Below are 21,772 nucleotides of genomic sequence, written 5' to 3'. Positions count from 1 at the left end.
CGGGGTTCCGGCCTGGAAGATTCCCATGATTGCTATCAAGCACGTTTCGCAAGTGTTCGCCGTCGGCAAGGGCGGCAGCCACGTCGCGCTGTCCGACATCTCGCTGGACCTGGCCGATGGTGAATTCATCTCCATCCTGGGGCCGTCGGGCTGCGGCAAGTCCACCTTGCTGTACATCGTCGGCGGCTTCGTCAGGCAGAGCGCGGGCAGCGTCGAGATCGACGGCAAGCCGGTAACGGGGCCGGGCACCGACCGCGGGCCGGTATTCCAGGAGTTCGCGCTGTTTCCGTGGAAGACGGTGCTGGGCAACGTCGGCTACGGACTGCGCCAGCAAGGCGTGCCCCGCGCCCGGGCCGAGGCGCGCGCCCGCGAGCTGCTGGCGATGGTCGGCTTGTCAGGCTACGAGCATTTCTATGCCAAGCAGTTGTCGGGCGGGATGAAGCAGCGCGTGGCGATCGCGCGCACGCTCGCCTACGATCCGGCCGTATTGCTGATGGACGAGCCTTTCGGGGCGCTCGATGCGCACACGCGCAACCGGCTGCAGAACGATTTGCTGCGCATCTGGGAGCGCGACCGCAAGAGCGTGCTGTTCGTCACCCACAGCGTGGAGGAGGCCGTCTACCTGTCCGACCGCGTCGTGGTGCTGACCCAGTCCCCCGGCCGCATCAAGGAAATCGTCACGATAGACCTGCCGCGTCCGCGCATACGCTCGGAATTGCTGCTCAACCCGCGCTACCAGCAGTACGTGATCGACATCGAGGCGATGATCGACAACCGCGCGGACGAGGAGCCGGCGCCGTGAAATCCCTGTTGCGCCTGCCCGGCGTCTCCGCGCTGCTGGTGTGCCTGGCGCTGCTGCTGGCCTGGCAGGCCGCCGCGCTGCTCTACGACAACGCCGGTTTGCCCACCGCCGGCCAGGCGATGCGCGAACTGCCCGCCATCCTGGCCGACCGCGACTCGCTGCTCGACATCCTCGGTTCGCTGCGGCGCATGGTGATCGGCTTCGCGCTGGCGCTCGCGGTGGCCGCGCCCATCGGCTTGATGATGGGCCGGTCGGCGCTGCTCGAATCCCTGCTCAACCCGCTGCTGATGGTGGTGTATCCCATCCCCAAGGCGGCGCTGATGCCGCTGATCATGCTGTGGCTCGGGGTCGGCGATGCCTCCAAGATCCTGGTGGTGTTCCTGGGCGTCAGCCTGCCGCTGCTGTATCACAGCTACCAGGGCGCGCGGGCGGTCGAGGAAAAAATGCTCTGGTCGGCGGCGGCCATGGGCATGAACGGCCTGCAGCGCATGGTGCGCGTCGTGCTGCCCGCGGCCTTGCCCGAAGTGCTGACCGGCTGCCGCACCGGCATCGTGATGGGTCTGATCACCATGATCACCAGCGAAATGATCGCGCGCCAGGACGGCGCCGGCAACATCCTGTTCAATGCCATGGACATGGCCCAGTACGAACTGGTCTACGCCATGATCGTGGTCATCGGCGCCCTGGGCATCCTGCTGGACGTGTGCTTCGAGTCGGCGCGCGCGCGCCTGACCCATTGGGCCGACCGCCAGTCCGACGCCGCGGCGGGTTCACTATGAACCGCGGCCGGCGTTTTCCCTCCTGGATCGGGGCCATTCCCATCTTGCTGCTCCTGGCGGGATGGCAGGGTCTGGCGATGTCGGGGCGCGTCACGCCGAACCAGCTGCCCAGCCTGCTGGACGTGGCGGCGCGCTTTGCCGAGCAGATGGCGTCGCCGGACTTCCTGGCGGATGTGGGCGTCACGCTGCTGCGCCTGTTCGCGGGCTTCTTCATCGCGCTCGTGCTGGGCGTCGGGCTGGGCCTGGCCGGGGCGCGCACGCGCGCGGGCAAGGCCATCGTCACCCCGTTGGTGCGCGTGCTCGGGCCGATTCCCAAGGTCGCGCTGTATCCGGCCTTCATCCTGCTGCTGGGCTTCGATCACGCCTCGAAGATCGCGCTGGTGGTGGCCGACGCCGCTTTTCCCATCCTCCTGGCGACGCTGCACGGCGCCGGCACGGTAGAGCCCAAACTGATATGGTCCGCGCTGGCGGCCGGCACGCCGCGCTCGCGCATCGCCACCTCGGTGGTGCTGCCTGCCGCCATGCCCTCGATCCTGACCGGATGCCGGATCGGCCTGGTCATCTCCTGCGTGGTGGTGTTCCTCGCGGAAATGATCACGTCCACCGACGGGCTCGGCCACCAGTTGGTGATCGCCTCGCGCAGCTTCATCACGATCGATATGTTCGTGGCGCTGATTGCGATATCGTTGCTGGGCCTGGTGCTCAATTTCCTGCTCGGGCAGGCGCGCAGATTCTTCCTGCGCGGTTTTCCCGAGGAGTCCTGAACGCTTTTCTACTGGTTGCTCCCGCCATGCTCCGTTTTTCCGCCAACCTGTCCATGCTGTTCACCGAAGTGCCCGAGCTGGAGCGGCCGGCTGCTGCGCGGCGCGCGGGTTTCGACGCGGTCGAGGTGCAGTTTCCATACGACCACGATGCCGCCGCCTGGCAGCGGGCCTTGCAGGAAGCCGGGGTCGAACTGGCTTTGTGCAACGTGCCCGCCGGCGATCTGATGGCAGGCGGGCAAGGGCTGGCCGGCGTGCCGGGCCGCGAGGCCGAGTACCGCGAGGCGGTACGGCAGGCGGCGGAGGTGGCGCGCGTGCTCCGGCCCCGCACCATCAACGTGCTGGCCGGCTGTCCCGACCCGCAGCACGAGCGCGAGCGCTGCCTGGACACGCTCGCGGCCAACCTGGCGCACACGGCCGACGTGATGGGCGAGCTGGCAATCGGCGTGGTGACCGAAGCCGTCAATACCGTGGACCGGCCGGGCTACCTGATCGATACCTCGCGCGCCGCGTTCGAGCTGATCGACCGCGTCGGGCGCGCCAACCTGCGTCTCCAGTACGACATCTACCACATGCAGGTCATGGAAGGCGACCTGATCCGCACCCTGCGCAGCCACTGCGCCCGCATCGGCCACATCCAGTTCGCCGATAATCCCGGGCGCCACGAACCGGGCACCGGCGAGATCCATTTCGCCAAGGTGTTCGAGGCGATAGCGGCCATGCCCTACGACGGCTTCGTCGGGGCGGAATACGTGCCCTCAGGCCGCACCGAGGACACGCTGGGCTGGCTCGGCGCCCGCCGTTGACCGCCGCCGGGCCTGGCCGATCGCATCCCCGACCAGGATGACCGCCGGGCTGGCCATCCCGGCCTCGCGGGCCGCGCCGGCCAGCGTATCCAGCCGTGTGACCAGCCGCGCCTCGCGCGGCGTCGAAGCCCACTGCACGACGGCGGCCGGCGTGCCGCCGGGCAGGTGGGCAAGCAGCGCGGCGCAGACCGCCTCGATGCGCTGCATGCCCATGTAGATCACCAGCGTGGTGCGGCTCTTCGCCAGTGCGGCCCAGTCCGGCCCCGTTCCGTCATGGGTGTGGGCGGTGACGAAGCTGACGCCGTCGCAGTGGCCGCGGTGGGTGAGCGAAATGCCCAGCGAGGTGGCGGCGGCCAGGCCGGCGCTGATGCCGTTGACCAGTTCGACCTCGATGCCGGCCGCCTCGAGGAACGCGATTTCCTCGCCCGCGCGGCCGAACAGGAGGGCCTCGCCGCCCTTGACCCGCACGACGGTCTTGCCCTGCAGCGCATAGCGCCGCATCAGCCGCTGGATGAAGTCCTGGGGGGTGGAGCGGCAGCCGCCGCGCTTGCCCACGCGCATGACGCGCGCCCGCGGCGCCAGTTCGACGAGGTCGGCGCAGACCAGTTCGTCCAGCAGCAGCACGTCCGCGGCCAGCAATGCCCGCACCGCCTTGCGCGTGAGCAGGTCCAGGTCGCCGGGACCGGCGCCCATCAGTATCACTCGTCCTGGTTTCATGTCCGTGTCCTTGCCGTGATGGCGGCGTTCATGCGGAGAGCCGGGCGCCGCCGCACATGCGCGTCAGTTCCGGCACGCACGAGCCGCAGACCGTGCCGCAGCCCAGTGTGGATTTGAGGGCGGCCACGTCCGCGCCTCGCGCAACGGCGGCGTGTATGGCCGATTCGGAAACGCTCTTGCACTGGCAGACGACGCGGTCCCGGACCGCAGGGGCGGCGTCGGGCGTGAACACGCGCAGCCGCGAGCCCGTCCAGGGAGCGGGGTCCAGCAGCCGCTGCGCCAGCGCGTCGGCGTGGGCGGCGTCGCCGGCGAGCAGGAACGCGTCCAGCCGCTCCGACCGCCAACGGGCGCATTTGCGCACGCCCTGGCGCCGGTCCTGGTATTCCAGGACATCCGGGCTGGCGTCCATGCCGAGCGCGGCAGCCAGGGCCGCCAGCCATGCCTCGTCGGGTGCGGCCAGCGCGGCCGTGAGGGCGAGCGCCGCGCGCGATTCGTCGCCGCGCAGGCCCAGGCTGGCATAGCCGCAGGCCGAGAGCAGGCTCTGCAGCCGGCTGCGCCGTTCCACCATATCGCGCTGATCGGCCACGAGGATCGCGGCGCGCACGCGCCAGCCCAGCTCGGCTTTCTCCACGCGCACCGCGCTGTGTTTCAACTCGGGCTGGAAGGATTTGGCATCCACCGCCGCGTTGCTGATCTCGTTGATGCCGCCGCTGTTCATGAAGCGGCCGCTCCAGTGCATGGCGGCGAACAGGCTGCCGCTGGGCAGTTCGTCGGTCAGGCGCAGCGGCAGCACGAGCTGGCCGTCGCGGCTGGCGACGCGCACCAGGTCGCCCTCGGCCAGGCCGCGGCGCGCCGCGTCGTCCGGATGCATGTCCAGCGTCGGCTCGGGAGCGTGCGAGAACGCGCGCGCCACGCGGCCGGTGCGGCTCATGCCATGCCATTGGTCGCGCAGGCGCCCGGTGGTCAGGTGGAAGGGATAGCGGGCGCTGGTGGCCACGGCCACCGGGCGATACGGGGTGGGCTGGAAACGCGCCTTGCCCGAGGCCGTCGCGTAGCGGTGATCGGTGTAGCGCCGCGCCTGGCCGCGAACCTGGCCGGCGGGAAGCGGCCATTGCTGCGGGCCCGCGGCGTCCAGCAGCGCGTAGTCCAGCCCGCCGATGTCCAGGTCGCGCCCCACGGTCAGCGCGCGATGCTCGTCGAAAATCTCGCGCGGGCCGGTGTACGGAAACAGCTCGGGCGTGCCCGGCTTGAGCAGCGCCTGCATGCGCCGCCCGACGTCGGCGGCGATGCGCCAATCGGCGCGCGCCTGGCCGGGCGGCGCGACGGCCGGGCGCACGCGCGAGATGCGCCGCTCCGAGTTGGTCACCGTGCCTTCCTTCTCGCCCCAGCTGGCGGCGGGCAGCAGCACGTCCGCGTAGGCCACGGTGTCGGTATCGGCATAGGCTTCCTGCACGATCACGAGTTCGGCCTGTCGCAAGGCCTTGCGTACGACCTCGATGTTGGGCAGGGAATGGACGGGGTTGGTGCAGGTGATCCACACCGCCTTGACCTGCCCATCGGCCAGGGCGTCGAACATATCGACGGCCGTCAGGCCGGGCCGGGCGGATAGGTCGCCGACCTGCCAGAAAGCGGCGACTTCTTCGCGGTGCGCGGCGTTGCCGATGTCGCGGTGCGCCGCCAGCATGGTCGCCATGCCGCCCACTTCGCGCCCGCCCATGGCGTTGGGCTGGCCGGTGAGCGAGAACGGGCCGGCGCCCGGCCGGCCGATCTGGCCGGTGGCCAGGTGCAGGTTGATCAGGGCCAGGTTCTTGTCGGTGCCATGGCTGGATTGATTCAACCCCATGCAATAGAGCGACAGCGAGGCAGGGCTGCGGGCGAACCATTCGGCCGCCTGGCACAGGTCCTGTTCGCGGATGCCGCACAGCGCCGCCGCAGCCGCCGGCGGCATGTCGCGCACCAAGCGCTTGACCTCGTCGAAACCTTCGGTATGGAGGCCGATGTGCGCCGGGTCGAGCCAGCCTTCCCAGATGAGGTGGTGCAGCATGCCGTTGAACAGCGCGACGTCGGTGCCGGGCTGGATCTGCAGGTGCAGGTCGGCCATCGCCGCCGTATCGGTGCGGCGCGGATCCACCACGATCCAGCGCACCTCGGGATCGGCGGCCCGCGCCGCCTCCAGGCGGCGGTACAGGACCGGGTGCGCATAGGCCATGTTGCTGCCGGCCAGCAGTACCGTGCGCGCATGGTCCAGGTCTTCGTAGCAGGTGGGCGGACCGTCCGCGCCCAGGGCGAGTTTGTAGCCCGTTACCGCGCTGGACATGCACAGCCGCGAATTGGTGTCGATGTTGTTGGTGCCCACCAGGCCCTTGGCCAGCTTGTTGAAGACGTAGTAATCCTCGGTCAGCAACTGGCCGGAGACATAGAAGGCGACGGCGTCCGGCCCGTGGCGCCGGACGATCGCGGCCAGCCGGGCGGCGACGTGATCGTAGGCCTCGTCCCAGCCGATCGGCTGGAGCGCCTCGCCGCGCCGGGGCCGCCACGAGGGCAGCAATGCGCGCCCCGCGTCGCTTTGCGCCGTCAGCGCCAGCGACAGCCCCTTGGAGCACAGCTTGCCGGCGTTGGCCGGATGATCCGGATCGCCGCGCACGCCGACGATGCGTTCGCCGTCGCTGTCTATCAGCACGCCGCAGCCGACGCCGCAATAGCAACAAGTGGACGCGGTAGTGCGCAACTCGCCCATGGTGGACTCCCCAGTTTCAATTAACCATTGCGCTGAGCGTCGCCAACCGTCGGTGCAAGCGCACCGCCCGATCCAGGGCACAGCGGATCTGGCTCCGCCAGTCCGCCGGTGCCGCCCCCTGGGGGGCGCGCGTCAGCGCGTAGGGGGGGACCTTCCACATAAACCACGCCGGCTTCGACGCGAACCGGGAAGCGGCGCGCGCAGCCCTGGTCGGGCGCCTTGGCCTGGCCATCGTCCAGGCCGATGTTCCAGCCGTGCAGCGGGCAGGTGACCGATTCGCCGTGCACGATGCCCTGGGACAGCGGGCCCTGCTTGTGCGGGCAGCGGTCCAGCAGCGCGAAGACCCGGTCCTGGGCAGTGCGGAACAGCGCCAGATTGCCGGCGTCGCGTTCGACCACGCGGCTGCCCAGCGGCGGGATGTCGTCCACCCGGCACAGGCGGATCCAGGCGAGCGTGTCGTTGGCGTTCATCATGCGACCTCTTCGGAAACCAGCTTCAAGGGGATGTATTCGCGCCGGGCCTTGCCGGCCACGCGCTCGGCCCACGGGTCGCGCAGCCCTTCCAGCGCATACAGCAGCCGTTCGTGCAGCGCCTTGCGGTTGGCGGCGTCGTCCACCACCTTGCGCTTGACGTAGTCCAGGCCCACGCGCGCGATGTAGTGCACCGTGCGGTCCAGGTACCAGGCTTCTTCGCGGTAGAGCTGCAGGAAGGCGCCGGCGTATTCCTTGACCTCCTCGGCGGTCCTGACCTTGGCCAGGAACTGCGCGACTTCCGTCTTGATGCCGCCGTTGCCGCCCACGTGGATCTCCCAGCCGCTGTCCACCGCGATCACGCCCACGTCCTTGATGCCCGATTCCGCGCAGTTGCGCGGGCAGCCGGACACCGCCAGCTTGACCTTGTGCGGACTCCACATATTGGCCAGCATGGTTTCCAGTTCTATGCCCATGGCGGTGCTGTTCTGCGTGCCGAATCGGCAGAATTCCATGCCCACGCAGGTCTTCACGGTGCGGATGGACTTGCCGTAGGCATGTCCGGAGTTCATGCCCAGGTCCTTCCACATCGGGACCAGGTCTTCTTTCTTCACGCCGAGCAGGTCGATGCGCTGGCCGCCGGTGACCTTGATCATGGGCACCCGGTACTTCTCGGCCGCGTCGGCGATGCGGCGCAGTTCCGATGCATTGGTGACGCCGCCCTTCATCTGCGGAATCACCGAGAAGGTGCCGTCTTTCTGGATGTTGGCGTGGACCCGTTCGTTGACGAAGCGGCTTTGCGGGTCGTCCACGGCCTCGCGCGGCCAGGTCGAGATCAGGTAGTAGTTGATGGCGGGGCGGCAGGTGGCGCAGCCGTTGGGCGTGCGCCATTCCATGAAGCGGTAGACCTCGGCGTGGCTGAGCAGCCTGTGCTCGCGTATGGCCCGGCGCACCGCCTCGTGGCCGTGGTCGGTGCAGCCGCACACCGCGCGGTTCTTGGGCGTTTCCTGGAAGTTGGAGCCCAGCGTGTTCATCAGGATCTGTTCGACCAGGCCGGTGCACGAGCCGCACGAACTGGCGGCCTTGGTGTGCTTCTTGACGTCGTCCACCGTGAACAGGCCCTGGTCCTGGATGGCCCGGACGATGGTGCCCTTGCAGACGCCGTTGCAGCCGCACACCTCGTCGCTGTCCTGCATGGACGCGGCGCGGCTCTGGCCTTGCACGCCGGCATCGCCCACGCTCGATTCGCCGAACATGAGCCGGTCGCGCAGCTCGCCGATGGGGCGGCCTTCGCGCAGCAGCTTGAAGTACCAGGCGCCGTCCACGGTGTCGCCATACAGGCAGGCGCCCACCAGCTTGTCGTCCTGGATCACCAGCCGCTTGTAGACGCCGCCCGCAGGATCGGACAGCACGATGTCTTCGGTGTCGGCGCCGCCGGCGAAGTCGCCTGCCGAGAACAGGTCTATGCCGGTGACCTTGAGCTTGGTGGACAGCACCGAGCCTTTGTAGCTGCCGTAGCCCAGTTCGGCGAGGTGGTTGGCGGCGACCTTGGCCATCTCGAACAGCGGCGCCACCAGGCCGTAGGCCGTGCCGCGATGGTTGACGCATTCGCCCACGGCGTAGATGCGCGGGTCGAAGGTCTGCAGCACGTCGTTGACGACGATGCCGTTGCGACAGTGCAGCCCCGCCGACTCGGCCAGCGCGGCGTTGGGCCGTATGCCCACGGCCATCACCACCAGCTCGGCATCGACCTCCTCGCCGTCCTTGAAGCGCACGCCGCGCACGCGGCCGGCGTCGTCGCCCAGGATCTCGGCGGTCGAGCGCCCGAGCAGGAAGGACAGGCCGCGCGCCGCCAGGGAGGCTTCGAGCATCTTTCCGGCGTTCCGGTCGAGCTGGCGGTCGAGCAGCCATTCGCCCAGATGCACCACGCTCACGTCCATGCCGCGCAGCTTCAGCCCGTTGGCCGCCTCCAGCCCGAGCAGGCCGCCGCCTATCACCACGGCGCGGCGCCTGCTCTGCGCGGCCTCGATCATCAGCTGGGTGTCGTGGATGTCGCGGTAGCTGATGACGCCGTCCAGCTCCTTGCCGGGAATGGGCAGGATGAACGGCGTGGAGCCGGTGGCCAGCAGCAGACGGTCGTAGGGGGTTTCGCTGCCGTCCGCGGCGGCGACCACGCGGCGGCGCCGGTCGATGCGCGTCACCGCCGTGCCGGTGCGCAGGGCGATGCCATGCGTTTCGTACCACGAGTACGGATTGAGCACGATGTCCTGGAAATCCTGCTCGCCGGCGAGGACGGGGGAGAGCAGGATGCGGTTGTAGTTGGGGTGCGGCTCGGCGCCGAACACCGCGATCTCGTAGCGATCCGGCGCCAGCGCCAGCAATTCCTCCAGCGTGCGTATGCCCGCCATGCCGTTGCCCACTACCACCAGTTTCGGTCTGTTCATCATGTGCGACTCGTCTGACTGTTCCGGAAAAACAAAACGGCGTCCCGCCGCAGCCGTGCTGCAAGGGGACGCCGTTGTCCTGGGGCCGGGCCGCCGGCATGCGCCGCGGCCTGGCGTACTGTCTGAGCGGCGCTCGCGCGTCCGCATCCTCGATTAAGCAAATGCCGTGCCGGGCAATGCCGGATCGCGTTTCCCGCCCGCCTGGGCGGCCTGGCCAGGGTGCGGGACGGCTTGCCGCGGGGAGGGTCCGGTTCGCCGCACTGGCCTGGTGCGCGTTCGCGGGCGCGTTGCACTGGCGCGGGGCGGCGCCGGCGCGGATCAGGCGTGGATGGCGAAGCTGTCGGCGTAGGCAGCCGGGGCGCTGCCGTCCCAGACCTTACCGTCTATCAGCATGCTCGAACGCGACGGGCCGGCCGGCGCGGCAATGCCCAGCTGCGCCGCGGCTTCCCGGTACAGATCGAGGCGGTTGACGGCACGGGCCACGCCGGCGTAGTCGGGCGCGGCGCGCAGCATGCCCCAGCGGCGGTACTGGGTGAGCAGCCACATGCCGTCCGACAGGTAGGGATAGTTGGCCTCGCCGTCGGCGAAGAAACGGATGCCGGGCACGCCGGCATGGGGATCGCGGCCCGGCAGCAGGCGTGCCGCGATGACGTCGCGCGGGGCGTCGACGTAGTCCGGCAAGGCCAGCCAGGATGCGGCCTCCTCGCGGTTGGCCGGCACGTCGAGGTAGCGGCAAGCCTCCAGCAGCGCCATGATCAGCGCGCGCGCGGCGTGCGGATGGCGGTCGGCGAAGTCGCGGGTGCAGGCCAGCACTTTCTCCGGATGGTCGCGCCAGACCTCGGAGGTCAGCGCGATCGTGTAGCCCTTGCCCTGGCTTTGCGCCAGGGCATTCCAGGGTTCGCCCACGCAGTAGCCGTCCACTTCCCCGCGTCTGAGGTGTTCGGCCATCTGCGGCGGCGGGATGACCACGCTGCGGATGTCGCGCAGTGGATCGATGCCGTGGACCGCGAGCCAGTAGTACAGCAGCATGGCATGGGAGCCGGTGGGGAAGGTGTGGGCGAAGGTGTAGCGTTCGGCCGAGGCGCGGACCAGCCTGGCGAGTTGGGCGCCGCTGCGGACCCGGGGCGCCAGCGCCCGCGCGAGCGTGATGGCCTGCCCGCCCTGGTTCAGCGACATCAGCATGGCCATGTCGTGCTGCGGTCCGCCCACGCCCAGCTGCACGCCGTAGCCCAGCCCGTACAAGGCATGGGCCGCGTCCAGCTCGCCGGACAGCAGCTTGTCGCGTACGGCGGCCCACGACGGCTGGCGCTCCAGGACGATTTCCAGGCCGTACTTGCGGTCGTAGCCTCGGGCGACGGCGATGACCAGCGGCGCGCAATCGGTCAGCGCGATGAAGCCCACCCGCAACCGGCGTTTTTCCGGCGCATCGGAACCGGCCACCACATGCCCGGGGTGCGCCGTTGGAGTAGGGGGAAGCGGCATCGGAATATCCGTCATAGGGCGTGCAAGATCATTTCAGCAGTTCGGACATCGACAGCAGCTGCCGCGCCACGTCGCCCAGCCGCGCGCCCTGTTTCATGGCCTGGCTGCGCAACAGCTCGAAGGCCTCGGCCTCGGAAAGGCCGCGCCTGTCCATCAGCCAGCCCTTGGCCCGGTCGACCGCCTTGCGGTCGGCGAGCTGCTGTTCGACCTCGGCCAGGCGGCGGCGCAGCTTGTCTTCTTCGTCGAAGCGCGCACAGGCGACTTCCAGGACGGGAGCGAGCTTTTCCGGCGCCATGCCGTCCACCACGTAGGTCGTCACGCCGGCGCGTATGGCGGCGCGGATCATGTCCTGATCCGCTACGTCGGAAAACATCACGACCGGCCGCGGCGCGGCGGCGTTCATCACGGCCAGCTGCTCGAGCGTGTCGCGCGTGGGCGAATCGGTATCGATCAGAATGACGTCGGGGCGCTGGGTCTCGACCGCATGCAGCAGCGCCCGCGCGTGCGCCACGTCGCCCAGGATCTCGTAGCCGGCCCGCTGCAAGGCCTCGCGCAATTCAGCGATGGGCTTGTCGGTGTCGTTCACGAGCAGGACGCTTGGCATGCGGCGGACTAGGGCGATGGTGGGGCGGCCACGGGGCCGGGTTTCGTCGGGGTGTCAGGCCGCATGGCGGGCCGCCGGATGGCTCTGCTTGCGGTACAGGAAGTCGATGACCGCCGTGCGGCAGGCATGGTAGCGCTCGTCCTCGGCCAGCGCGATGCGGTCGCGCGGCCGGGGCAGGTCCACTTCCAGTATCTCGCCTATGGTCGCGGCCGGACCGTTGGTCAGCATCACGATCCGGTCGGACAGCAGGACCGCCTCGTCGACGTCGTGGGTCACCATGATGACCGTGCTGCGGGTCTTGGCGACGATGCCGAGCAGTTCGTCCTGCAGATGGGCGCGAGTCAGGGCGTCGAGCGCGCCGAAGGGTTCGTCCATCAGCAGCACGTCGGGCTCGATGGCCAGCGCCCGCGCGATGCCTACCCGCTGCTTCATGCCGCCGGATATCTCGTGCGGCAGCTTGTGCGCCGCATGCGCGAGCCCGACCAGGTCGAGGGCGGCCAGGGTGCGTTCGCGCAGCTTCTCCTTGCCTTCCCTGGCGCCGAACACCTGTTCGACGCCGAGGTGGATGTTCTTGTAGCAGCTCAGCCAGGGCAGCAGCGAATGGTTCTGGAACACCACGCCGCGGTCCGGCCCGGGACCTGCGATCTCCTTGCCCGCGCAGATCAGCACGCCCGAGGTGGGGCGCGTCAGGCCGGCGACCAGGTTGAGCAGGGTGGACTTGCCGCAGCCGGAATGGCCGATCAGCGAGATGAACTCGCCCTTGGCCACGGCCAGGTCGATGTCGCGCAGCGCGACGAAATCGCCCTTGCGCGTCTTGAAGACCTGGCCCACGTTTTCGATGCTGAGGAATTTTTCCATCATGGCTCCTTGGGCATGGGATCAATACGTGAAGCGCTTTACGAGCTGCGTCAGCAGGGTTTCCAGCAGCAGGCCGACCACGCCGATGACGAAGATGGCGATGACGATGTGCTCGACCTTCAGGTTGTTCCACTCGTCCCACAGCCAGAAGCCTATGCCGACGCCGCCGGTCAGCATCTCGGCGGCGACGATCACCAGCCAGGCGGTGCTGATGGACAGCCGCACGCCCGTCAGCATGTATGGCAGCACCGCCGGGAACAGCACCCGGGTCATGATTTTCCATTCGGACAGCTTGAGCACGCGCGCCACGTTCATGTAGTCCTGCGGGACACGGTTCACGCCGACCGCGGTGTTGATGACCATCGGCCAGATCGAGCAGATGAAGATCGCCCAGATGGCCGCCAGGTTGGCGGCCTTGAACAGCAGCAGGCCGAGCGGCAGCCACGCCAGCGGCGAGACCGGGCGCAACAGGCTGATGAGGGGCGAGAACACGGCGTTGACGGCGGCGAAGCGGCCCAGGATGAAGCCCGCCGGAATGCCCACCAGCGCCGCCAGCCCGAAGCCTATGGCCACGCGCCGCAGCGACGAGAGCAGGTTCCAGCCTATGCCCTGGTCGTTCGGGCCATTGTCGTAGAACGGATCGGAGAACAGCGCCAGCGCGGCGCGAGCCGTCGTGCCGGGAGACGGGATCTCGGGGATGGCGGCGGCCACGAGCTGCCAGACCATGGCCAGCAGCGCGAAGCCCAGGCAGGGGCCGGCGACGGTCTTGACGAACCCCTCCCACAGCGCGCGCGCATCGATGCGGGCCAGCAGCGGCGTGGCACGCCTGGGCTTCGCGGAAGCGGTGGCCGGGCCCGGGTGCAGGTCGATGACCTCGGCCGCGGCGGGGGCGGCATCCGGTCCGGAAGAAGAGGCGAGAGAGCGGGCCGTGGCGGTCATGGCGGAGACTCCTGGTTGGCGGGCAGGCGCGGACTACGCCTTGACTTTGAAACTGTCGGCGTAGGCGGCCGGGTTCTTGCCGTCCCAGACCACGCCGTCCATGAGCCTGGACGAGCGCATGTCGGACTTGGGCAGCGGGACGCCGGCGGCGGCCGCGGCCTGCTTGTAGATGTCGATGCGGTTGATCTGCCTGGCCACTTCCAGGTAATCAGGGTGGCTCTTGAGCAGGCCCCAGCGCTTGTGCTGGGTCAGGAACCACATGCCGTCCGAGAGATAGGGGAAGTTGACGGCGCCGTCGTTGAAGAATTTCATGGCGTCGGGATCGTCCCAGGTCTTGCCCAGGCCGTCGGAGTAGCGCCCCAGCATGCGATCCAGGATCACGTCCATGTCGGTGTTGACGTAAGACTTGGCGGCGATGGTCTCGGCGGTCTTGCGGCGGTTGGAGGCGGACGCGTCGATGAACTTGCCCGCTTCCAGGACGGCGGCTGTCACCGCGCGCGCCGTATTCGGATAGCGCTGCGCGAATTCGGCGGTCGTGCCGAGCACCTTCTCGGGATGGTCGGTCCAGATGGCCTGGGAGGTGGTGGCGGTAAAGCCGATGTTGTCCATGATGGCGCGCGCGTTCCAGGGTTCGCCCACGCAGAAGCCGTCCATGTTGCCCACGCGCATGTTGGCGACCATCTGCGGCGGCGGGACGGTGATGACTTTCGCGTCGCGCATGGGATTGATGCCGCCGGCGGCCAGCCAGTAGTAGAGCCACATGGCGTGCGTGCCGGTGGGAAAGGTCTGGGCGAAGATGTATTCGCGTTTCTCGGACTGCATCAGCCGGGCGAGCGAGGCGGCATCGCGGACGCCCTTGTCCTTGAGCTTGCGGGACAGCGAGATGGCCTGGCCGTTGTTGTTCAGGCTCATGAGCACGGCCATGTCCTTCTTCGGTCCGCCCACGCCCAGGTGCACGCCGTAGATCAAGCCATACAGCACGTGCGCCAGGTCCAGCTCGCCGTTGACCAGCTTGTCGCGCACGCCCGGCCACGAGGCTTCTTTGACCGGGGTGATCTTGATGCCATATTTCTTGTCCAGCCCCAGCACCGCGGCCATGACCACGGAGGCGCAGTCGGTCAGCGGGATGAAGCCTATCTTCAGGTCGGTCTTCTCCGGGGCGTCCGAGCCCGCCGCCCAGGCGCCGGCCCGCACCAGCGGATCCACCAGGCTCATGAGGCCGGCCGCGGCCGAAGCGCCCAGCAGCCGGCGCCGCCTCGGGGCCGCACATGCCGGCTCGGCCGCGCTGGCGGAGCAAGTCGTGTCATTGGTGATCGGTTTCATCCAGAGCTCCAGGTAAAAGGCCCCACGCTGCGCTGTCCCGGGAGGACACCGTTGCCTTGGGGGCCCGGCGATAAAAAAAGCGCTCCGCGCGCCAAAAGCGGAATGCTTTCGACGCTGCGGAACGCCGTTGTTCCTGCTGCAGATCGGACCGGTCGGAATGGACCGGCAACTTCACTCAAGCAATAGGCGTGCCATGGGCATCGGGCGATCTCGCCGAGAACCCGATGGCCTTGGTGCGCCGTCGTATGGGCAGGTTGCGGAGTTGCCCGAGAGACCTCTATCTCGATCCGTGTCCGCCGCAATTCGATGCGCCGTGGCGCGTCCAGGTTTGTGCGGTGCACCACCATGGTGCCGAATGGCGGGGTGCGCCCTCGGGCGTCTTGCGCGGCCCGTTCGATGAGCGCGCTCACGTCGGCCGCGCCCTCGCTGTGATAGCATGCGAACCGGATCCGTACGGTTACATCTGGAAGCCTGCGGCGAACGAGAGCACTAGGGCGTCGATTCCATGCTGCAAACAGTCACTCGGGAGTGTCCCCGGTGATGCGCCAGGAGCCTGTGCGCGTTTCCATCGTCCTGCCGGTCCGGAACGGAGCGGCGTTCTTGCCGCAGGCACTGGACAGCATTACCGCCAATTGGTCCGGTTCAGATGAACTGATCGTCGTGGACGACGGTTCGACCGACGGCACCGCCGGTATCCTGGATACGTTCCAGTCGCGCCATGCCTGCGTGCGCCTGGCCGCGCAGGGCGTCGGTCCCGCCGCGGCGCGCAACCTGGGGCTCGCCGCGGCGCGGGGGCGCTGGATCGCGTTCCTGGACCACGACGACTGGTGGCCGCAAGGGCGTCTCGATGCGCATTGCCGCGAACTGGCGCGGCATCGCGGTGCGGCGGCGGTCATGGGCAAGACGCGCTATGTTTTCGAGGCCGGGTCGGACCCTTCCCGCTGCCGTTTCTCGGAGGAAGAGCAGGCGGCGCGCCATCTGTTCCACCTCGGTGCGAGCACTTTCTCGCGGGCGGTGTTCGAGCGCCACGGCGGGTTCGATCCGGCGCTGCGCTTCAGCGAGGACCAGGATTTTTTCCTGCGCCTGCGGGATGCCGGCTGCGAGATCCTGCGTGTGCCCGAGATCGGGCTGATGTACCGGAATCATGCCTCCAACATGACCCGCCACGTGCCGACGCGGCATCTGGGCCTGTGCCAGGTCCTGCACGCGTCCATCCTGCGGCGGCGGAGCGGCACGGCCGTTTGATATCGTGATTTGTCGTATTGGAAATACCGCACCATGACTTTCTTCTGTTCTTATGTGCTTCGGTCTCCCCCCTGCATCGCCGAGATCGTGGGCGACGAAACGATCGTGATCAATCTCGACGTCGGCAACTACTACAACCTGCGGGGCAAGGCGGTCGATGTATGGCGCGCGTTGATGGACGGCGTGACGCCGGAAGCGCTGGCCAGCGCGAATGACTGGAGCGATCCCGTCAGGGAAGCGCTGGGGCGCCTGGTCCAGCAGGCGCTCGACGAACAGATACTGGCCGCGGTGCCCGTCCGCGAAGGCGTGGCCGCGCCCGCTATCGACGTGGACGACCCCGCCGACCTGACGATGGCGGTCTATGCCGACATGCAGGAAATCCTCGGACTGGATCCGATACACGAGACGGACGTGGTGGCGGGCTGGCCGCAGAAGCCGGCCTGAGGCCATGGAGGTCGCGCAGTGGTTTGACGAACTGGCCGGCCGCTTGGCGGACGCCGATCGGACGGACGATTCCTGGGCCGTTTACGAGGTCCGCACCGGTCCGGTCGCGTTCGAGCTGGTCGTCGCTCCGGATTCCGGATTCGCCGACATTCACCGGGCGTTCCACGACGCGGCGCCGGCCGCGCCGGGCAAACCGGGCGCCTTCCGTATCTGGTGCCTGGACAAGCGCCATGAGCGGATGCTGCCGCCCCTGCGCCTGACGGGCGGCGAAGTTCGCGCGTGTTTCCAGCGGGCGCGGGAGAGCGCCTCGCACCGGGTGCTGCTGCCCGAGCAGGAGTGGGGGGCGGTCAAGGCATTCGACGCGAAGCATCGCGTCGCGGTGTTCTACGCGGAGGATTGCGCCCGTCTGCCGCCCTGGGAACGATATTCGCCCTTGAAGAGTTTCGTGCATCTGCTCGCCCTGCAAGCGCAGGCCGTGCTGCTGCATGCCGGCAGCGTGGCGCAGGCGGGCCGCAGGGGCATCCTGTTGGCCGGGCCGGGCGGATCGGGCAAATCCACGACGACGCTTCGCCTGTTGGAGAACGGGCTGGTTTCGGCGGGAGACGATTATGTCCTCGCCGAGCCCCGGGCCGACGGGAGCTGCCGCGTCCATGCCGCCTACCGCACGCTCAAGCTGCATCCGAGCGCGCCGCTGGCGCTCGGCGCACGGCAGGGCTACGAGCGCTGGGAGACCGATCCCCTGAGCGGCAAACAGGTACTGCTGGCCAATCGTGCGGGCGAACCCGGTCCGCTGGCCGGGAGCTTCATGCTGGCCGCCATAGCCGGGCTCAGCCTGGCGCCGGAGAATGGGCCCGGGCCCGGCCCCCGCTCGCCCGCATTCATGCATTTCGCGCTGAGCAGCGTGCAGCAGGCGCCGTACTGGGCCGGCCGGGCGCTCGCCATGGCCAAGCGCGTCTACGAGGCGGCGCCCTACGCCGACCTGTCCATCGCCCGCGGGGCGGCCGGCATGGCCGACGCGGCGCGGCGCATTCAAGCTCTCATGGAGTCGTGATGGCCATCCGCAGTCTTTCCGTCGTCGTGCCGGTCTTCAACGGCACGCGGTTCCTCGAACGGGCAGTCGCCAGCATCCTGGAGCAGTCGGCGCCGCCGGCGCAACTGGAGATATGGCTGGTCAACGACGGCTCCACGGACGACAGCGATGCGCTTTGCCGGCAGCTGGAACGGCGCCACCCGGCGATCCGGTACGTGGCGCTGCCGGCCAACGGGGGCGTCGCGTGCGCCCGTAACGAAGGCGTGCGCCGGGCGAACCACGAGTACCTCGGCTTTCTGGACCAGGACGACGTCTGGGACGCCGGCAAGCTGGCGGTACAGGGCGAAGCATTCGAAAGCCGGCCGGAGGCCGGGTACGTGCTGGGTAAAATGGATTTCTTCCTGGACGGGTTGGACAGCTACCCCCGCTGGTTCAAGCCGAAGTGGGCAGAGGCGCCGCAGCCGGGCTATGTGCTGAGCGCCATGCTGATCCGCGCCGCGCGTTTCCGCGAGATCGGTCCGCTCGACGAAAAATACCGCTTCGGCGACGACGTGGACTGGTTCGCCCGCGCGCGGGCATCGGACAGCATCGAAATCATGCTCCCGGAAACCGTGCTGCATCGCCGCGTGCATGCCGACAATGCGTCGGCCCGGACCGAGCCGTCCAACCGGGAACTGCTGCAGATCATCAAGGCCAAGTTGGAGCGCCGTCCATGAAGTCCAGCGTCATCGTGCCCGCCTACAACGCCGAGGCATACCTCGCCGAGGCCTTGTCGTCCGCGCTGGAGCAACTGGCGGACGGCGACGAGATCATCGTCGTCGACGACGCCTCCACGGACGGAACGGCCGAGGCCGTGCGGCAACTGCCCGACAAGCGCATCCGCTACCAGCGCCTGCCCCGCAATACCGGTGCCGCCGGCGCGCGCAACGCCGGGCTGGCCATGGCGCAGGGCGAACTGATCCAGTTCCTCGATAGCGACGACCTATGGCCGCCAGGCCGCCAGGCCACGATTCTTGCCGCGCTGCAAGCGATGCCGCAGGCCTCGATCGTTGCGGGGCAGGTCGAGCACTTCCACTCCCCCGAGATGGCCGCCGACGCGCGCCGGCGCTACGTGCTGCCGGCCACGCAGGCGGCCATGCTGGTCGGTTCGACCGTGATGCGGCGCGGCCTGCTCGATCGGGTCGGCCATTTCGACGCAAGCCTTGCCAGCGGCGAATTCGTCGATCTGATGTCCCGGTCGCTGGCGGCCGGGGCCGTATGCGCCCGCTCCGAAGCCTTGTTCCTGCGCCGCCGCATTCACGGCAACAACCATACGCTTTCCGCATCGGGGAGCCGCGATTACCTGGCCGTCGTGCGCGCGCACCTGGAACGCAAGCGAGGCCAGCCATGATTTCCCTGTTCGGCGTCGGAGATCGGGACACCCAGCGGGCGCTGCTCGAACTGTGTTTCTCGGCACAGCTGTCCGCCCGCAACCTGGAGACGCTGGAGCGAGCGATCCAGGAGGATGCCCTGACGGATGGCCAGAATCGCATGCTGCCGCTGATCTCCCGCCGCCTTCCGGCGGGCGCGCTCAGCCCGTTCGCGGAATCCCGGGTGCGGGGCGCCTACAAGCACACGCTCTATCGCAATCACCTGCTGCTGGACCGCGCGCAGAAATTCCGCCGGGCCCTGCTCGATGCCGGCTTCGGCGAATGCGTGTTCCTGAAGGGCGTGGCGGCCGCACTCACCAATCCGCACGGGCTGGGAGCCAGGCCCATGGCCGATATCGACGTCCTGCTCGGCGGGCTCCAGCACCGGCCGCAAGAGGCCCTGCGGTTTTTCGCCGAGCAAGGCATGGTCAAGAAGGGCGCCACGCTGCGCTCGGTGACCTTGCTGAGTCCGGAGAAGTTCGAGTTCGACGTGCACTGGTACCTGCACAACTGGGCCCTGAGGCAGTCGAGCGTCGAGAAGATGGCCGCCGATGCGCGCACCATCGACCATGCCAAGGGCAGGTTCTCGATACCTTGCGCCGAGCACAATCTCGCGCATGTCCTGGCGCACGGACTGATGACCCCGTCGGTGAACTACGACGGCCGGTGGGCGGTCGATGTCCTGTCGATACTCGTCCAGCGCCCGGTGCTGGACGCCGCCCGCTTCCAATCGTTCGTCAGCGAGTTCTCGGTGCCGGACGCGGTGCGCGTCGCCTTGCAGACCGTGGCGGAGCAGGCGCCCGAATCCATCGTTTTCGACCGCCGCGCCGCGCTCGCGCTGGCCCGGGGGGTCAGGCGGGGCAGGCCGGGATCGTTCTGGCTGTATTACCGCACCCCGGGGGCATGGGATCAGCCCGGCCAGTTCATGCATCGGCCGATACGGCATCAGTTGACGGCGCAATTGCGTTCCCGCGTGGTGGAGCCGGCGCAGGTCGCGCGCCACAACGGCGCCTCGTTCTGGGCCAGCGTGGGCGCGTCGATCGACTTCCCGCCCGCCACCCTGGCAAGAGTCGGGGCGTGGACGTGGCAACACACCCGCCGCATCGTGTCCCTGCGCCGGCAGCACCGTACGCCGCAAGGGAAAGACGTATGAGCCGGCAGCCGCCGCGGTCGGTCCAGACCACGCTGGCGCTCGTGCTGAGGCTGTGGCGCTGGATGTCGCCGCGCCATCGCCGCCGCATATCCCAGCTGCTGCTGCTCGCGCTGATCGTGTCGGCAACCGAGGTGCTGACGATCGGCTCGGTCGTGCCCGTGCTGGTCATGCTGGTCGATCCCGCCAGCCTGTCGCAGTGGGGGAAGGTGATCGCGTGGGCGCCGGCCCTGGCCGCCATGGAGCCCGGCCGCGTGCTGCAGGCGGGCGTCCTGACGCTCGCCATGGCGGCGCTCGCCACGGGTATCCTGCGCGTATGCCTGGTGTCCCGCCTGCAGCATGCCGCCCAGGCGGTGGGCCACGACCTGGCGCTGGCATGCCTGGATCACGCGCTGCACCTGCCGTTCGCCTCGCACACCGAACGCCATTCCAGCAGCATCATCAGCATTCTGTCCTACAAGATCACGATGGTGGCGTCGCAGGTCGTGGTGCCCTGCATACTGATCTCGACGTCCTCGGTCATCGCGATCGCCATCGTCGGCTTTCTGCTGGCGGTCAGCGCGCCCATCGCGTGCGGGCTGTCGCTGGCGTTCGGCCTGATCTATGCCGGAATCGCCGTGCTGTCGCGGCGCCGGTTGCTGGAGGCGGGCCAGCGCATCGCCTCCAGCCACGGCCGCGCCCTCCAGGCTGCCCAGGAGAGTTTGGGCGCCATCCGCGACGTCCTGCTGTCGGGACAGCAGCGCAGCCACGTTCAGGCGTACGGCCAGTTCGAGGCCCGGTTCCGCACCGCCCAGGCCGAAGCGAATACGCTGGCGCAGTCCCGGCGCTACGTGGTCGAGACGATAGGCATGCTGCTGGCCATCGGCCTGGCCTACGGCCTGGCCCAGGCGGCCGTGCCCTCCGGCATGATCATTCCCATTCTGGGAGTGTTCGTCATCGCCACCCAGCGGCTGCTGCCCGTGCTGCATCAGATCTACGTCGGCTGGGCAACGTTGAACGGCGCGCTGCCCGCCTTGCGCGACGTCCTGGACGCCGTCGCCGTCGTGCCCGCCATGGCGCCGCGCCCGGGCAGGCTGGAATTCCAGGAGAGTTTCGGCCTCTACGACGCCAGCTACTGCCATCCCGGACGGCGGCAGCCCGTGATCGACGGGCAGACCCTGGAGATCCGCAAGGGCGAGCGCCTCGGCCTGGTCGGCCCCAGCGGCGCCGGCAAGAGCACGCTGCTGGATCTCTTGTCGGGCTTGCTGGTGCCGCAGTCGGGCCAGCGCCGCGTCGACGGCCGGGTGCTGGAGGCCGGCGACCTGCCCTTGTGGCAGAGAAAGATCGCGTACGTGCCGCAGAGCATTTTCCTGGCCAGTTCCAGCATCCGCCATAACATCGCCTTCGGCATCGAACCGGAAGACATCGACGACGAGCGGGTGCGCCGCTCGGCCGAACTGGCCTGCCTGCACGAGGCGATCTCGCGGCTGCCCCAGGGCTATGAGACGCTGTGCGGAGAAGGGGGGCTGAGGCTGTCGGGCGGGCAGCGGCAGCGCCTGGGCATCGCCCGCGCGCTCTACCAGAGCAAGGAAGTGCTCATGCTGGACGAGCCCACCAGCGCATTGGATTCCGAGGCGGAGGCGGCTTTGGTCGGGGTGCTCCAGCAATTGCCGGCCGGGCAGACCGTCATCGTCGTCTCCCATCGCGACAGCACGCTCGCATTCTGCGACCGCGTGCTGCATGTCGAGTCCGGGAGGATCGTGGAGGCGGCCGACGCGGGGTAAACTGCCGCC

Annotated in this window: 20 protein-coding genes; 11 read left to right on the top strand and 9 right to left on the bottom strand. The window is 68.7% G+C overall.

The genetic code is table 11. The features are described 5' to 3' along the window. The first annotated feature begins 25 nt into the window (after positions 1-25). Genes PIGHUM_RS16125 through PIGHUM_RS16110 form a run of 4 tightly spaced genes read left to right on the top strand, consistent with a single transcriptional unit; the run spans position 26 to position 3,148 of the window. Entirely contained in the window at positions 26-802 is a 777-nt protein-coding gene (locus PIGHUM_RS16125; protein WP_124080588.1) for an ABC transporter ATP-binding protein, read from the top strand. Next, positions 799-1,581 (top strand): ABC transporter permease, encoded by a 783-nt coding sequence (locus tag PIGHUM_RS16120; protein ID WP_246013240.1) that lies wholly within the window; start codon positions 799-801, stop codon positions 1,579-1,581. Before PIGHUM_RS16125 ends, PIGHUM_RS16120 begins: the two co-directional genes overlap by 4 nt. Continuing rightward, complete coding sequence (locus PIGHUM_RS16115; protein WP_124080587.1) at positions 1,578-2,345, top strand: ABC transporter permease; 768 nt, start codon at positions 1,578-1,580, stop codon at positions 2,343-2,345. The genes PIGHUM_RS16120 and PIGHUM_RS16115 overlap by 4 nt, the downstream gene beginning before the upstream one ends. 26 nt (positions 2,346-2,371) lie before the next feature. Next, the gene (locus PIGHUM_RS16110; RefSeq protein ID WP_124080586.1) at positions 2,372-3,148 is read left to right on the top strand and encodes a hydroxypyruvate isomerase family protein; all 777 of its coding nucleotides are present in this window, start codon (positions 2,372-2,374) and stop codon (positions 3,146-3,148) included. Here the strand turns inward: PIGHUM_RS16110 and cobA are convergent. The 9 genes from cobA to PIGHUM_RS16065 form a co-directional block, all read right to left on the bottom strand. Continuing rightward, entirely contained in the window at positions 3,101-3,865 is a 765-nt protein-coding gene (cobA, locus tag PIGHUM_RS16105) for a uroporphyrinogen-III C-methyltransferase (protein ID WP_124080585.1), read from the bottom strand. The two genes, PIGHUM_RS16110 and cobA, sit on opposite strands and share 48 nt — an antisense overlap. 28 nt (positions 3,866-3,893) lie before the next feature. Beyond that, on the bottom strand, positions 3,894-6,602 hold the full coding sequence (locus tag PIGHUM_RS16100) for a nitrate reductase (RefSeq protein WP_124080584.1): 2,709 nt from the start codon (positions 6,600-6,602) through the stop codon (positions 3,894-3,896). Positions 6,603-6,622: 20 nt separating this feature from the next. Then, a complete protein-coding gene (nirD, locus tag PIGHUM_RS16095; protein WP_124080614.1) occupies positions 6,623-7,072 on the bottom strand; it encodes a nitrite reductase small subunit NirD in 450 nt (149 codons plus the stop codon). Next, complete coding sequence (gene nirB / locus PIGHUM_RS16090; RefSeq protein ID WP_124080613.1) at positions 7,072-9,516, bottom strand: nitrite reductase large subunit NirB; 2,445 nt, start codon at positions 9,514-9,516, stop codon at positions 7,072-7,074. Before nirB ends, nirD begins: the two co-directional genes overlap by 1 nt. A 318-nt stretch (positions 9,517-9,834) precedes the next feature. After that, a complete protein-coding gene (locus tag PIGHUM_RS16085) occupies positions 9,835-10,998 on the bottom strand; it encodes a CmpA/NrtA family ABC transporter substrate-binding protein (RefSeq protein ID WP_222929265.1) in 1,164 nt (387 codons plus the stop codon). A 28-nt stretch (positions 10,999-11,026) separates the two neighbouring features. Then, positions 11,027-11,602, bottom strand: a complete 576-nt coding sequence (locus tag PIGHUM_RS16080) for an ANTAR domain-containing response regulator (protein ID WP_124080582.1) — start codon at positions 11,600-11,602, stop codon at positions 11,027-11,029. 54 nt (positions 11,603-11,656) lie between these two features. After that, entirely contained in the window at positions 11,657-12,463 is an 807-nt protein-coding gene (locus tag PIGHUM_RS16075; protein WP_187697799.1) for an ABC transporter ATP-binding protein, read from the bottom strand. A gap of 18 nt (positions 12,464-12,481) precedes the next feature. Continuing rightward, positions 12,482-13,399, bottom strand: a complete 918-nt coding sequence (gene ntrB, locus PIGHUM_RS16070) for a nitrate ABC transporter permease (RefSeq protein WP_246013239.1) — start codon at positions 13,397-13,399, stop codon at positions 12,482-12,484. Positions 13,400-13,432: 33 nt separating this feature from the next. Then, on the bottom strand, positions 13,433-14,722 hold the full coding sequence (locus PIGHUM_RS16065; RefSeq protein WP_124080581.1) for a CmpA/NrtA family ABC transporter substrate-binding protein: 1,290 nt from the start codon (positions 14,720-14,722) through the stop codon (positions 13,433-13,435). 540 nt (positions 14,723-15,262) lie between these two features. Between PIGHUM_RS16065 and PIGHUM_RS16060 the strand changes: the two genes are divergently transcribed. Genes PIGHUM_RS16060 through PIGHUM_RS16030 form a run of 7 tightly spaced genes read left to right on the top strand, consistent with a single transcriptional unit; the run spans position 15,263 to position 21,763 of the window. Then, positions 15,263-15,967 carry a glycosyltransferase family 2 protein gene (locus PIGHUM_RS16060; RefSeq protein WP_124080580.1) on the top strand — a complete coding sequence of 235 codons (705 nt, stop codon included), beginning with the start codon at positions 15,263-15,265 and terminating at the stop codon, positions 15,965-15,967. Between the two features lie 33 nt (positions 15,968-16,000). Further along, the gene (locus tag PIGHUM_RS16055; RefSeq protein WP_124080579.1) at positions 16,001-16,411 is read left to right on the top strand and encodes a hypothetical protein; all 411 of its coding nucleotides are present in this window, start codon (positions 16,001-16,003) and stop codon (positions 16,409-16,411) included. Positions 16,412-16,415: 4 nt separating this feature from the next. Then, positions 16,416-17,462: a phosphoenolpyruvate carboxykinase (ATP) gene (locus PIGHUM_RS16050; protein ID WP_124080578.1), complete on the top strand. Its 1,047-nt coding sequence runs from the start codon at positions 16,416-16,418 to the stop codon at positions 17,460-17,462. Next, a complete protein-coding gene (locus PIGHUM_RS16045) occupies positions 17,462-18,157 on the top strand; it encodes a glycosyltransferase family 2 protein (RefSeq protein WP_124080577.1) in 696 nt (231 codons plus the stop codon). Before PIGHUM_RS16050 ends, PIGHUM_RS16045 begins: the two co-directional genes overlap by 1 nt. Continuing rightward, positions 18,154-18,831, top strand: a complete 678-nt coding sequence (locus tag PIGHUM_RS16040) for a glycosyltransferase family 2 protein (protein WP_124080576.1) — start codon at positions 18,154-18,156, stop codon at positions 18,829-18,831. The genes PIGHUM_RS16045 and PIGHUM_RS16040 overlap by 4 nt, the downstream gene beginning before the upstream one ends. Next, positions 18,828-20,003: a nucleotidyltransferase family protein gene (locus PIGHUM_RS16035; RefSeq protein ID WP_160142311.1), complete on the top strand. Its 1,176-nt coding sequence runs from the start codon at positions 18,828-18,830 to the stop codon at positions 20,001-20,003. The genes PIGHUM_RS16040 and PIGHUM_RS16035 overlap by 4 nt, the downstream gene beginning before the upstream one ends. Continuing rightward, positions 20,000-21,763, top strand: coding sequence for an ABC transporter ATP-binding protein (locus PIGHUM_RS16030; protein WP_160142310.1), 1,764 nt, complete (start codon positions 20,000-20,002; stop codon positions 21,761-21,763). The genes PIGHUM_RS16035 and PIGHUM_RS16030 overlap by 4 nt, the downstream gene beginning before the upstream one ends. Positions 21,764-21,772: the final 9 nt, after the last annotated feature.

This window comes from Pigmentiphaga humi, from assembly GCF_900606115.1.
Classification (GTDB): domain Bacteria; phylum Pseudomonadota; class Gammaproteobacteria; order Burkholderiales; family Burkholderiaceae_B; genus Pigmentiphaga; species Pigmentiphaga humi.
The sequence above is the reverse complement of the archived record's forward strand: the minus strand, read 5'-3'. Positions and strand labels throughout refer to the sequence as shown.